Annotated in this window: 11 protein-coding genes; 6 read left to right on the forward strand and 5 right to left on the reverse strand. The window is 62.9% G+C overall.

The features are described from left to right. The coding region (locus tag VJ811_RS06655; RefSeq protein WP_324071473.1) for a hypothetical protein at window positions 1-197 on the forward strand (197 nt) is incomplete at its 5' end. A 182-nt stretch (window positions 198-379) separates the two neighbouring features. Here VJ811_RS06655 and rpoD read toward each other — a convergent pair. The 4 genes from rpoD to VJ811_RS06675 form a co-directional block, all read right to left on the reverse strand. After that, complete coding sequence (rpoD, locus tag VJ811_RS06660; protein ID WP_324071474.1) at window positions 380-2,407, reverse strand: RNA polymerase sigma factor RpoD; 2,028 nt, start codon at window positions 2,405-2,407, stop codon at window positions 380-382. Window positions 2,408-2,445: 38 nt separating this feature from the next. After that, complete coding sequence (gene dnaG, locus VJ811_RS06665) at window positions 2,446-4,353, reverse strand: DNA primase (RefSeq protein ID WP_324071475.1); 1,908 nt, start codon at window positions 4,351-4,353, stop codon at window positions 2,446-2,448. Then, window positions 4,350-4,790, reverse strand: a complete 441-nt coding sequence (locus tag VJ811_RS06670) for a GIY-YIG nuclease family protein (RefSeq protein ID WP_324071476.1) — start codon at window positions 4,788-4,790, stop codon at window positions 4,350-4,352. Before VJ811_RS06670 ends, dnaG begins: the two co-directional genes overlap by 4 nt. Before the next feature lie 142 nt (window positions 4,791-4,932). Beyond that, window positions 4,933-5,385: a GatB/YqeY domain-containing protein gene (locus tag VJ811_RS06675; protein WP_324071483.1), complete on the reverse strand. Its 453-nt coding sequence runs from the start codon at window positions 5,383-5,385 to the stop codon at window positions 4,933-4,935. 131 nt (window positions 5,386-5,516) lie between these two features. Here VJ811_RS06675 and carA point away from each other — a divergent pair, with 131 nt between their 5' ends. The 5 genes from carA to VJ811_RS06700 all read left to right on the forward strand — a co-directional run bounded on the left by carA (window position 5,517) and on the right by VJ811_RS06700 (window position 12,237). Then, window positions 5,517-6,773, forward strand: a complete 1,257-nt coding sequence (carA, locus tag VJ811_RS06680; protein WP_324071477.1) for a glutamine-hydrolyzing carbamoyl-phosphate synthase small subunit — start codon at window positions 5,517-5,519, stop codon at window positions 6,771-6,773. Between the two features lie 8 nt (window positions 6,774-6,781). Continuing rightward, a complete protein-coding gene (locus tag VJ811_RS06685; protein ID WP_324071478.1) occupies window positions 6,782-7,696 on the forward strand; it encodes a hypothetical protein in 915 nt (304 codons plus the stop codon). Continuing rightward, window positions 7,696-11,016 carry a carbamoyl-phosphate synthase large subunit gene (carB, locus tag VJ811_RS06690; RefSeq protein ID WP_324071479.1) on the forward strand — a complete coding sequence of 1,107 codons (3,321 nt, stop codon included), beginning with the start codon at window positions 7,696-7,698 and terminating at the stop codon, window positions 11,014-11,016. The genes VJ811_RS06685 and carB overlap by 1 nt, the downstream gene beginning before the upstream one ends. A gap of 95 nt (window positions 11,017-11,111) precedes the next feature. After that, window positions 11,112-11,588 carry a transcription elongation factor GreA gene (greA, locus tag VJ811_RS06695; RefSeq protein ID WP_324071480.1) on the forward strand — a complete coding sequence of 159 codons (477 nt, stop codon included), beginning with the start codon at window positions 11,112-11,114 and terminating at the stop codon, window positions 11,586-11,588. Window positions 11,589-11,601: 13 nt separating this feature from the next. Further along, window positions 11,602-12,237, forward strand: coding sequence for a rhomboid family intramembrane serine protease (locus tag VJ811_RS06700; RefSeq protein ID WP_324071481.1), 636 nt, complete (start codon window positions 11,602-11,604; stop codon window positions 12,235-12,237). Window positions 12,238-12,571: 334 nt separating this feature from the next. Here the strand turns inward: VJ811_RS06700 and VJ811_RS06705 are convergent. Further along, the coding region (locus tag VJ811_RS06705; RefSeq protein WP_324071482.1) for a MerR family DNA-binding protein at window positions 12,572-12,929 on the reverse strand (358 nt) is incomplete at its 5' end.

The raw sequence follows: 12,929 nt of genomic DNA on the forward strand, positions 1-12,929 counted from the left end.
TTCCATCTTTTTGTCTTTCCCTTTGGCTGCAGGCACTGCCCCGCGCCGATGCCGAATGCATCGCAAAGGCCGTGCCAATTTATGCGAGCCCCAGATTTCCGAGCTTTTTTGTGTCAGCCGCGTTGGACGGCCTGCTCTGGACGGTGAATCAATCCCCACCTTGTGGGAATGATTGCCATTTGATGGGTGGTTCCTGAACGGCTCATGAAGTCCCCGCATCGCGTGACGAGCGCTATCTGGTGGACAAATATGAAGATTTAAAGATCGCCGGCAAAGTAATTGTGCGGCGCAGCATTCGGACAATGCTTTGATCGAAAGCGCAAAACAAAACACCCCGCCGGTGAGGGCGGGGTGTCTGATGTCCGGAAAGTCCGAAAGCTTACTGGTCGAGGAAGCTGCGCATCTTGCGGCTGCGCGACGGGTGCTTCAGCTTGCGGAGCGCCTTCGCCTCGATCTGGCGGATGCGTTCGCGCGTCACGCTGAACTGCTGGCCGACTTCTTCGAGCGTATGGTCGGTGTTCATGCCGATGCCGAAACGCATGCGCAGCACGCGCTCTTCGCGCGGGGTGAGCGAGGCGAGGACACGGGTGACCGTTTCCTTGAGGTTCGACTGCACCGCGGCGTCGACCGGGATGACCGCATTCTTGTCCTCGATGAAATCGCCGAGGTGGCTGTCTTCCTCGTCGCCGATCGGCGTTTCGAGGCTGATCGGCTCCTTGGCGATCTTCATCACCTTGCGGACCTTTTCGAGCGGCATCGACAGACGCTCGGCCATTTCCTCCGGGGTCGGCTCGCGGCCGCTTTCGTGGAGGAACTGGCGGCTGCACCGCACCAGCTTGTTGATCGTCTCGATCATATGGACCGGGATACGGATCGTGCGCGCCTGATCGGCGATCGAGCGGGTGATCGCCTGACGGATCCACCAGGTCGCATAGGTCGAGAACTTGTAACCGCGGCGATACTCGAACTTGTCGACCGCCTTCATCAGGCCGATATTGCCTTCCTGGATGAGGTCGAGGAACTGCAGGCCGCGGTTCGTGTATTTCTTGGCGATCGAGATCACCAGGCGCAGGTTCGCCTCGACCATTTCCTTCTTGGCGATACGCGCCTCGCGCTCGCCCTTCTGGACCATGTTCACGACGCGGCGGAATTCGGTCAGGCTCATGCCCGCCGCTTGCGCGATTTCCGAAATCTCGATGCGGATGCGGTCGACCGCGCCGGCTTCATTCTCGGCGAAGGCGGCCCATTTCTTGTCGAGCCCGCTGACGCTCTCGATCCAGTTTTCTTCAAGCTCGCGCCCGACATAATTGTCGAGGAACGCCTTGCGCGGCACCTTGTGGCGTTCGGCAAGGCGCAGCATCTGGCCGCCGAGTGCGGTCAGGCGCCGGTTATAGCTGTAGAGCTGGTCGACCAGATATTCGATCTTGGTGTTGTGGAACTGCACGCTCTCGACCTGCGCGGTGAGTTCCTCGCGCAGCTTGTGGTACTTTTTTTCCGACGCCGAGGGGAATTCGCCCGCGGTCGACAAAGCCTCGAGCCGCGCTTCCTGCAGCTTCGAGAAGGCCTTGAAGCTCTTGGTGATGTTCGCGAATTTCTCGAGCGCGTCGGGCTTCAGCAGCTCTTCCATCGCCGCGAGGCTGAGGGTGTTGTCTTCCTCATCCTCTTCGAAGCTCTCGCGCTTGCCCGACGAGCCTTCGCCATCCTCGTCGTCGCCGTCTGCCGCGGGTTCTTCCTCGACCTCGTCCTCGTCCTTGAACGAGACGCCGGCGGTCTTCTCGCTGATTTCGCCATTGTCCTCGGCACCCTCTTCCTCGAGATTCTCGGGCGCCGGGTCCTTCGAGAGCATCGCTTCGAGATCGACGATCTCGCGCAGCTGCATGTCGCCATTGTTCAGCGCGTTCGACCATTCGATGATCGCGTTGAAGGTCAGCGGGCTTTCGCAAAGCCCGAGGATCATCGTGTCGCGGCCCGCCTCGATGCGCTTCGCGATCGCGATTTCGCCTTCGCGGCTGAGCAGCTCGACCGCGCCCATTTCGCGCAGGTACATGCGAACGGGATCGTCGGTGCGATCGACCGTTTCCTTCTTCTTTTCGATCGCCGGGTTCGAAACCGAACCGGTGCCGGCGCTGACATCGACCTCGTCGTCGGGCTCGGCGTCGGCCTCTTCCTGCACATCCTCGTCGCTTTCGACGATATTGATGCCCATGTCGGAGATCGCCGACATGATATCCTCAATCTGCTCGGACGACATCTCGTCCTGCGGCAGCGCCGCATTCAGCTCGTCATAGGTCAGGTAACCGCGCTTCTTGCCGCGCGCGATCAGCTTTTTGACGTCGGCCTCGTTGAGGTCGATCAGCGGGCTGTCGGTGTCGGTATCGGTGTCGGCTGCGGTGCTTTTGGTGGCCATATATTGTTCCTGCCTGCGGGCATTAAAGTGGTCGGTCGTTACTGGTCGCTGCTGTCGGACAGCGCGGCCAGGCGGCGGGTCAAATCCTCGTCCATCGCGCGCAATCGTTGTTGGCGCGCATGGCCTTCGTCGTCCATCGAGCGCATGTAATCCGCGGTGGCTTCGGCAAGCCGGGTGCGGATTTCAGGCTGGGTGACCAGCACGCCGATATATTCATCGAGGTCGCGCAACGCGGTTTCCCGGATTGCATCAACCTCTTCGCCTTCCAGCCTGCGATTGAACGAGAAGTGCATTCCGTCGGCTCTGAGCAATGTCATCGCCCTATTATACACTTTCATTGGCTCCAATATGGCAAGCAACCCCTCGCAATCAAGCCCTTCCTGCGCACCTGCGCTGTCAAGCATTACGCCGAGCAGTTCGGCGTCGCCTGAATCGCTCACCGGCAGCCGCGTCAGCGCCTCCTCGTTGCGCCGGAGCGCCTCGGGGTAACGCAGCAATCCGCCGATCAATGCCGCGACATAAGGCGCCGAAATCCCGGCCTGCCCGATGGAACGCGTCTCGTCGGCCGGAGGTTGCAATCGCGGGTCGGGGCCGAAGCGGCGATTGCCCCCCCCATATTGTCCGCCGCGAGGCGGGTTCGGGGTCCATGGCTGGCGCGCCGCGCGCTCGGGCTGCTTGCGCGCGAACAGCATATCGAGCCGCTCGCGGAACGCCTCGCGATAATGATGGCGGACATCGGCGTCCTCGATCGCGTCGGCGTGCGCGAGCAGGCGCGTCTTGAGCGCGGCGCGTTCCTCGGGGGTCGCGAGCGGCCCTGCCGCGACCTCATGCGCCCAGAGACGCTCAACGAGCGGCTGCGTCTCGTCGAGGATCGCGTTGAAACCCTCGGCACCGCGCGCGCGGACGATATCGTCGGGATCCTGACCTGCGGGCAGCGTCGCGAAGGCAAGGCTGAAGCCCGGGCGGAGCAGGGGCAGCGCGCGCATCGCGGCGCGCATCGCGGCTTTCTGTCCCGCGGCATCGCCGTCGAAGCAGAGCACCGGCACCGGCACCATCCGCCAGATCAGCCCGAGCTGCGCCTCGGTCAGTGCGGTGCCGAGCGGCGCGACAGCGTCGGTGATCCCCGCCTCGGCGAGCGCGATGACGTCCATATAGCCTTCGACGACGATGATCCGGTTCGTCTGCCGCGATGCCGGCGACGCCTTGTCGAGATTGTAGAGGACGCGGCCCTTGTCGAAGAGCGGCGTGTCGGGCGAGTTCAGATATTTGGGCTCGCCGTCGCCGAGGATGCGTCCGCCGAACGCGATCACGCGCCCGCGCGCATCGCGGATCGGGATCATCAGGCGGCCGCGGAAGCGGTCGTAGGGCTCCTTGTCGGAGCCAAATTCCTTGGGCGCGATCAGCATCCCCGATTCGACGAGCATCGCGGTCGGGAATTTCTTGAGTGCTTCTTTGAGCGCCGAGCGGCTGTCGGGCGCGAGGCCGAAGCCGAACGCCTTGCGCGTCGCCTCCGAAATGCCGCGCTTCGCCAGATATTCGCGCGCCGGGGCGCCGTTACCGCTGCCGAGCTGCTGCGTGAACCAGTCGGCCGCGCCCTGCACGACGTCGCGCAGGCTCGCCTGCTCTTCGGCCTTCTTCGCGGCGCGCGGGTCGGCGGCGGGGATCTCCATCCCGGCCTCGGCGGCGAGTTCCTTCACCGCGTCCATGAACGACAAGCCGCGCTGGTCGGTCATCCAGCGGATCGCGTCGCCATGCGCCGAGCAGCCGAAGCAGTGGTAGAAGCCCTTTTCGTCGTTGATCGTGAAGCTGGGCGTCTTCTCGTTATGGAAGGGGCAGCAGGCCTTATACTCGCGGCCCGCGCGGGTGACCTTCACCGTGCGGCCGATGAGGGTCGACAGCGTGATGCGCGAGCGCAGTTCGTCCAGCCATTGCGGGGTGAGGGTCATGAGTTCATATCCCCATCCGGCTCAAACGAACCCCCAATTCCGTTTGTGTCGAGCGAAGTCGAGACACCCATCGGGGTCGCGCCAGGCCGAGGGGTATCTCGACTTCGCTCGATGCGAATGGAAAGTGGGGGCACACGCGCAGGGACGGGAGGGCGTTCGTGGGGAGGTTTGGCGAAATGACTCACTTCACTCCAATCGCCACGGATCAGCGCTTCCTTTTTGGCGCGTGACCATTTCTTGATCCGCATCTCTGCATCCAAGGCTTCGAAGCGGCTTGGGAAATCTTGCGACCACATCAAGCGCACCGGCAGGCGTGACGATGTAAAACCTTCAATCTCGCCAGACTGGTGCTGACCGATCCGATACTCAAGATTGTCGGTGTGCCCAGTGTAATAGAGCCCATCGGCACAGAGAAGGATATAGGTCCAGAACGCCATCCTCCCTCTCTACCCGTTCGCATCGAGCGAAGTCGAGATGCCCATCGATGTGGCGTGAGGCCGATGGGTGTCTCGACTTCGCTCGACACGAACGGATTGGAGGTCGCTGTGCTTGGAAATGAAGAGCGGCCTTAGCCGAAGATCAGCCCAAAGCCGCCTTCACCCACCCGCTCGCCTTGCTCATATCGAGCTGGCTCCCAAGCCGGTCCTTCACCGCCGCCATCACCTTGCCCATATCCTTCAGGCTCGTCGCGCCCAGTTCCACGACGATCGCTTTGATCGCGGCGGTCGCCTCGTCGTCGCTCAGCTGCGCGGGCAGGAAATCCTCGATCACGACGACCTCGGCCGCCTCGATGTCGGCGAGTTCCTGGCGATTGCCCTGCTCGTACATCGCAATCGACTCGCGGCGCTGCTTGACCATTTTCTGAAGCACGTCGGTGACCAGCACATCGTCGTCGGCCGGCGGGGTGCCGGTGCGCAGTTCGATGTCCTTGTCCTTGATCTTGGCCAGCATCAGCCGGATGGTGCCGAGCCGCGCTTTGTCGCCGCTTTTCATCGCGGCGACCTGCGCAGCCTTGATGTCGTCACGAATCATACGTGTCCCCATGCGCTGCAAATTTCGGAAAGGCCCTCTCTAGCGAGAAGTTTCCTAATCCGATAGCTTGTGAATCACTTTTTTGCCGCCTACTTGGTCGGCCGTTTAGCCCCCCGTCCGGAGCATGTTGAATGGCACCTGCCAACCCCTCTGCCGCGCCTGCGGCCCAGCCCGATGGCGCCACCGGCGTCCTCGTCCTTGCCGATGGCACGATCCTGTGGGGCGTGGGCTATGGCGCGGCCGGCGCGGGTGTGGGCGAGATTTGTTTCAACACCGCGATGACCGGCTATCAGGAAATCCTGACCGACCCCTCTTATGCGGGCCAGATCATCACTTTCACCTTCCCGCACATCGGCAATGTCGGCGCGAACCCCGAGGATATGGAGCGCGAGAAGCGCGCCGCGATTGGCTGCGTCACGCGCGAGCTGCCGACGCTGCCCAGCAATTTCCGCAGCGTGCAGACGCTGCCCGAATGGATGGCGGCACAAGGGCTGATCGGGCTGGCGGGCATCGACACGCGCGCGCTGACGCGGCGCATCCGTGACGGCGGCGCGCCGACCGGCGTCGTGGCGCACAATCCCGAGGGCAAGTTCGGTATCGACAAGCTGCTGATGCTCGCGCAGGGCTGGCCGGGGCTGGAGGGCATGGACCTCGCCAAGACTGTGACGCGCGAGCGGCAGGGCAGCTGGGATGCGGGGGTTTGGCATTTAGGAACAGGCTACCAAACCCCGTTCGCATCGAGCGAAGTCGAGATGCCCATCGGTGGAGCGCCCACGCAGGGTGTCTCGACTTCGCTCGACACGAACGGAAATCAAGGGGCCGCGCACAAACCCCATGTCGTCGCGGTCGATTATGGCGCGAAGGACAATATCTTCCGTAACCTGGTCAAGGCCGGCGCGCGCGTCACCGTGGTGCCCGCGAAAACCTCGCTCGAAGAGATTGTCGCGCTGCGCCCCGCGGGCGTGTTCCTGTCGAACGGCCCCGGCGATCCGGCGGCGACGGGCGACTATGCGGTGCCGGTGATCAAGGGGCTGCTCGAACGCAATGTGCCGATCTTCGGCATCTGCCTCGGCCACCAGCTGCTCGCGCTCGCCGCGGGGGCGAAGACGGTGAAGATGCATCAGGGCCACCGCGGCGCGAACCATCCCGTGCAACGCGCCGAAGATGGCGTGGTCGAGATCACGAGCATGAACCACGGCTTCGCGGTCGATGCGGCGACGCTGCCGGGCGGCGTGGTCGAGACGCACAAGAGCCTGTTCGATGGATCGAACTGCGGCATCGCGATCACGGGGAAAAATGCGTTCAGCGTGCAATATCACCCCGAGGCGAGCCCGGGGCCGCAGGATAGCTTCTATCTGTTCGAGAAGTTCGTGGGTGGGTTGAAGTGAGGCGTTTGTTGCTGAGCTTGGGGCTGCTTGCAATCGCTTTGCCGGTGACTGCAAGTGGTCAACCGGAACAACCTCAAATTCGCGTTTTGAACGAGACGACCTCCGGCAAGGCGTCCGGCCCTGCGCCAATGACCTCATTGTTCATGAACAGCCAACTGAAGTTCGCGGTTCGCACGACGCCAAGCCGTGTCTTTTATGCTGTTTCTCCAATGCTTATCGTGGCTGAGCCTGAGGTATATGGCGATAAGAAATTTGTTGTGTTGCGCTATCCGAAGAAGATGGCCGGATGGAGCGAAAAACCATTCGCCGAGGTGACGCAGCTGATGCTGGAGCCCGCCAAATCTTCCTTGATGACGATGGGTCTTGATCACTCCCTGGATATGATGGGAATAAGATTTGACGGGACGTCGATCGATCTCTTGATCGCTTCACCAACTCCAGCAGCGCTGGCCGCCTTCAAATTTTCCGGGGTAACCATTGTCGACATGCCTCTTGGAAGCGTCGGAGAATTTTCTTCGTTGAAGCCCGAAGAGTTCATGCAAGCCAATGTGATGGCTGCTCAGAACCAATCCAAGCTGCTTTTCTCAAAGGACTTCCTGGGTTCCGAGGACGATCTGGCCCGTTTGGGTGCGAAATATATCTGGAGCGAAACCAGATTGGGGCTCGCGGCTCCCGATCCCTTCGTGCTCAGGTCCTTCTTCGAGACATTGAGAGACGATCTCAAAATCACGGGGATCGCCGAAGTCAGTGGCGTGACCGGGAGAGTCGAATGGCACCGACCGGTTAAAGGTTCGGACAGGCTTGCCCTCGAACGTGCTCGTGATGTTTGCGCCTTGGCCGCTCTGTCCAAGATCCGATGCTATGAGTGGTCCTACACCGTTCGCTTCAGCAGTTCCCCCGACAAATTCGGACAAATGAAATAATGCCCAAAAGAACCGACATCCAATCCATCCTCGTCATCGGCGCCGGCCCGATCGTTATCGGTCAGGCGTGCGAGTTCGACTATTCGGGGACGCAGGCGATCAAGGCGTTGAAGGAGGAGGGCTATCGCATCGTCCTCGTCAACTCCAACCCGGCGACGATCATGACCGATCCCGACCTCGCCGACGCGACTTATGTGGAGCCGATCACGCCCGAGATCGTCGCGAAGATCATCGCGAAGGAACGCCCCGACGCGGTGCTGCCGACGATGGGCGGGCAGACCGCGCTCAACACCGCGCTGGCCTTGTTCAACGACGGGACGCTCGAGAAATATGGCGTCGAGATGATCGGCGCCGATGCCGAGGCGATCGACAAGGCCGAGGACCGGATCAAGTTCCGCGACGCGATGGACAAGATCGGGCTGGAAAGCGCGCGCTCGGGCATTGCGCACACGCTCGACGAGGCGTTCGCGGTGCTCGAACGCACCGGCCTGCCGTCGATCATCCGCCCCAGCTTTACCATGGGCGGCACCGGCGGCGGCATCGCGTATAACCGCGAGGAATTCGAGCATATCGTCCGCGGCGGCCTGATCGCCTCGCCGACCACCGAAGTCCTGATCGAGGAATCGCTCCTCGGCTGGAAAGAATATGAGATGGAGGTGGTGCGGGACGCTAAGGACAATTGCATCATCATCTGTTCGATCGAAAATGTCGATCCGATGGGCGTCCACACCGGCGACAGCATCACCGTCGCGCCGGCGCTGACGCTGACCGACAAGGAATATCAGATCATGCGCAACGCGAGCATCGCGGTGCTGCGCGAGATCGGGGTCGAAACCGGCGGATCGAACGTCCAGTTCGCGGTCAATCCCAAGGACGGCCGCCTGATCGTGATCGAGATGAACCCGCGCGTGTCGCGCTCGTCGGCGCTGGCGTCGAAGGCGACGGGTTTCCCGATCGCCAAGGTCGCGGCGAAGCTCGCGGTCGGCTACACGCTCGACGAGATCATGAACGACATCACCGGGGTCACCCCGGCGTCGTTCGAACCGACGATCGATTATGTGGTGACCAAGATCCCGCGCTTCGCCTTCGAAAAGTTCAAGGGCGCCGAGGCGACATTGTCGACCGCGATGAAGTCGGTCGGCGAGGTGATGGCGATCGGCCGCACGATCCATGAGAGTTTGCAGAAGGCGCTGCGCGGGCTGGAGACGGGGCTTAGCGGCTTCAACTTCGTCGACCGGCTCAAGGGGGCGACCCACGACCAGCTGCGCAGCGAACTCGCCAAGGCGACCCCCGACCGGCTGCTCAACGCCGCGCAGGCGATCCGCGAGGGGCTGCCGCTCGCCGAGATCAACCGCGTCGCGGGCTACGACATGTGGTTCCTCGAACGCATCGCCGAGATCGTTGCGGCCGAGGTTGACGTGTGCACCAACGGCCTCCCGCGCGATGCCGAAGCGCTGCGCAAATTGAAAGCGATGGGCTTTTCCGACAAGCGGCTCGCCTATCTCGCGCTCCAGTCGGCGAACCTCCACCCCGGCACGCGCCGCGCGACCGCGCGCGGCAGCGGGCTGATCCACGAAGCGGTGAAGGCGATGACCGGCGGGGTGACCGAGGCCGAAGTACGCGCGCTGCGCCACAAGCTCGGCGTGCGGCCGGTGTTCAAGACGATCGACACTTGCGCCGCCGAATTCCAGGCGCAAACGCCCTATCTCTATTCGACCTATGAAGCCCCGACCTTTGGCGAGCCCGAGAATGAGGCGAACCCGTCGGATCGCCAGAAGGTCGTCATCCTTGGCGGCGGTCCGAACCGGATCGGGCAGGGGATCGAGTTCGACTATTGCTGCTGCCACGCCTGCTTCGCGCTCGAAGAGGCGGGCTATGAAACGATCATGATCAACTGCAACCCGGAGACGGTGTCGACCGATTACGATACGTCGGACCGGCTCTATTTCGAACCGCTGACCGCCGAGGATGTCCTCGAAATCCTGCATGTCGAAATGTCGAAGGGCGAACTCGTCGGCGTGATCGTCCAGTTCGGCGGACAGACGCCACTGAAGCTCGCGCAGGCCTTGTCCGATGCGGGTATCCCGATCCTCGGCACCTCGCCCGACGCGATCGACCTTGCCGAAGACCGCGAGCGCTTCGCGGCGCTCGTCAACAAGCTTGGCCTGAAACAGCCCGAAAATGGCATCGCGCGCAGCCGCGAAGAGGCGATCGCGGTCGCGACGCGCATCGGTTATCCGGTGCTCACGCGCCCGTCCTACGTGCTCGGCGGCCGCGCGATGGAGATCGTCGACGACCAGGCGCAGCTCGAAAATTATATCGAGACCGCGGTGCAGGTGTCGGGAGACAGCCCGGTGCTGATCGACCGTTATCTGCGCGACGCGATCGAGGTCGATGTCGATGCGCTCTGTGATGGCACCGATGTCGTCGTCGCTGGCGTGCTCCAGCATATCGAGGAAGCCGGGGTCCATTCGGGCGACAGCGCCTGCTCGATCCCGCCGTACAGCCTGTCGGACAAGATCGTCGCTGAAATCGAGCGGCAGACCGAAGCGCTGGCGCGCGCGCTCGAGGTTCGCGGCCTGATGAACATCCAGTTCGCGGTGAAGGGCGACGAGGTTTATCTGATCGAGGTCAACCCGCGCGCCAGCCGCACCGTACCCTTCGTCGCCAAGGCGGTGGGCTCGCCGATCGCCAAGATCGCGGCGCGGGTGATGGCGGGCGAAAAGCTCGCCGACCTGCCCAAGATCAACCGCGACATCGCGCATGTCGCGGTGAAGGAAGCGGTGTTCCCGTTCGCGCGCTTCCCCGGCACCGACCCGGTACTGTCGCCCGAGATGAAGTCCACCGGCGAAGTCATGGGAATCGACAGAAATTTCAACCTCGCCTTCGCCAAGGCGCAGCTCGGCGCGGGCGACCGCCTGCCGACCGAAGGCCGCGTCTTTGTGTCGGTCAAGGACAGCGACAAGCCGCGCATCATCGGCGCGGTACGCCAGCTGACCGACTGGGGCTGGAATGTGATCGCGACCGGCGGTACGGCCGACTATCTCGCCGAGCAAGGCATCGAGGTCGAGCGCGTCAACAAGGTCGCCGAGGGCCGTCCGCATATCGTCGACCGGATCAAGGACGGCGATGTGCAGCTGATCTTCAACACCACCGAGGGATGGCAGTCGCTGCAGGACTCGCAATCGATCCGCGCCTCGGCGTTGGCGGCCGATATCGCCTATTATACGACGGCTGCGGCGAGCGATGCATCGACGCAGGCGATCGGGGCGCTCCGCTCGCACTCTCTTGAAGTGAAGCCGCTTCAGGACTATTATTGAACCACCGCTCCACCCCCCGACATTGACGGATCAGCGGCGCAGCCGCCCGGCGAAACTTCGCTGGCGCTGGATTATTGACGAAGGACAACAGGATAATGGCAAGCGTTGAAAAGGTGCCGATGCTGGCAGAAGGCTATGAGAAGCTGAGCTCGCAGCTCACGGCACTCAAGGCCGAGCGACCGTTGATCGTCGATGCGATCGAGGAAGCGCGCGCGCATGGCGACCTTTCGGAAAATGCCGAATATCACGCCGCGAAGGAACGTCAGGGCCAGGTCGAAGCGACGATCGGCGACCTCGAAGACAAGCTTTCGCGTGCGCAGGTGATCGACCCGACGATGCTGTCGGGCGACCGCATCGTGTTCGGCGCGACCGTCACCCTCGCCGACGAGGACGACAAGCCCGTCCGTTACCAGATCGTGGGTCAGGCCGAAGCCGACGCCAAGGACGGCAAGATCAGCTATAATTCGCCGCTCGGCCGCGCGCTGATCGGCCGCCGCGTCGACGATGAGATCGAAGTCACCGTGCCCGCGGGCGACAAATATTATCTGGTGAAGAAAATCGAATTCATCTGATGGGTTTTTGACGATGAAGCCGCACGAAGCGCCGCTGGTTACGGGCTATGCGCTCGTCTGCGTCATCGTCTTTGTCCTGCTGTCGATCACCGGATTTGAGGTTCAGGCAATCATGCGCGCGGGGTTCATTCCCGCGCGCTTCGGTAATGAGTTGATCCTGCCGCCGGGGACGATGGTGCCCTTTGTGCTGACTCCATTGTCGTCGGCGCTGCTGCACGGCGGGGTACTACACATCGTCTTCAACGTCATCGTGCTGCTCTTTATCGGCCGCCAGCTTGAGGCGCCACTGGGATCGAAGGCGATGGCGGTGCTGCTGCTCGCCGGCGCTTATGGCGGCGCGCTCGCCCAATTTCTGGCCGACCCGCAGTCGGCGGTGCCGATGATCGGCGCCAGCGGCGCGATCTCGGCGTTGATCGCGGTGTACGCGCTGATCTTCAGCCGCTCGCAGGCGCCCGCGATCGGCCCGATCCCGGGGCATTGGGTGCGCGCTTTATGGCTCGCCGCGGCGTGGATCGGCCTTCAGCTGCTGCTTGGTTTTGCCGGAGGCGGCGGCTTTGGCGCGGTGGCGATCTGGGCGCATGTCGGCGGGTTTTTGGCTGGCTTGCTGCTAGCACGCCCGCTGCTGCGTTGGCGTTTTGGGGCGAGGTAGATACTGAATCTGACGGGTGGCTTTGGGGTGGTGAGCTGCCATTCCAAATAACCGTAGCCCCCGCGGAGGTGGGGGCCGCCGTCGGTTTACGTCTTCGCCGCTGAGTAAAGCCGCCACCGGCCCCCGCCTTCGCGGGGGCTGCGGATTATTATGGCCGCTTCTGGTCGAACCTTGGCATCTTAAGATATTCGCGCAGAGGCGCAGAGATCGCAGAGGGAAAAATTTTTCGTCTCTGCGATCTCTGCGCCTCTGCGCGAATCCTTTTCAAAGCCGCCTAAGCGAACATGGCCGCTTCCGGTCGTTAGCGGCCGTTCCCGGAGCAGCTTCGACAGCCCTACGGCTCGAACGCTGCCAAGATCGGGCACGGCCCCTTGTCGCTCGCCGCGCACTGATCGGCGAGGCGCGCGAGGGCGGCGCGGGTTGCGGTCATTTGGGCGATCTTTTCGTCGAGCACTTCGATCCGTTGGCGTGCGAGGGTTCTCACGCGGACCCGGTCGTCGCTCGCTTCCAGTGCCAGCAGTTCGGAAATCTCGTCGAGGGTGAATCCCGCCACCTGCGCCGAGCGGATGAATTTCAGGCGTCTGAGGTCATCCTGTCCATAGCGGCGCACGCCGCCGCCCCAACCGTCTCCGCCGCTACGCGCGGGCGTATCGAGCAAGCCGCGCCGCTGATAATATCGCACCGTTTCGACC

The organism is Sphingopyxis sp. (assembly GCF_035250425.1).
In the GTDB taxonomy this organism is placed as follows: Bacteria; Pseudomonadota; Alphaproteobacteria; order Sphingomonadales; family Sphingomonadaceae; genus Sphingopyxis.

Excerpts from the sequence above, each read along its gene's own strand:
- VJ811_RS06700 (WP_324071481.1), top strand. The coding sequence starts at position 11,602 with ATGAAGCCGCACGAAGCGCCGCTGGTTACGGGCTATGCGCTCGTCTGC.
- VJ811_RS06675 (WP_324071483.1), bottom strand. The coding sequence starts at position 5,385 with ATGATTCGTGACGACATCAAGGCTGCGCAGGTCGCCGCGATGAAAAGC.
- carB (WP_324071479.1), top strand. The coding sequence starts at position 7,696 with ATGCCCAAAAGAACCGACATCCAATCCATCCTCGTCATCGGCGCCGGC.
- rpoD (WP_324071474.1), bottom strand. The coding sequence starts at position 2,407 with ATGGCCACCAAAAGCACCGCAGCCGACACCGATACCGACACCGACAGC.
- VJ811_RS06670 (WP_324071476.1), bottom strand. The coding sequence starts at position 4,790 with ATGGCGTTCTGGACCTATATCCTTCTCTGTGCCGATGGGCTCTATTAC.
- greA (WP_324071480.1), top strand. The coding sequence starts at position 11,112 with ATGGCAAGCGTTGAAAAGGTGCCGATGCTGGCAGAAGGCTATGAGAAG.
- dnaG (WP_324071475.1), bottom strand. The coding sequence starts at position 4,353 with ATGACCCTCACCCCGCAATGGCTGGACGAACTGCGCTCGCGCATCACG.
- carA (WP_324071477.1), top strand. The coding sequence starts at position 5,517 with ATGGCACCTGCCAACCCCTCTGCCGCGCCTGCGGCCCAGCCCGATGGC.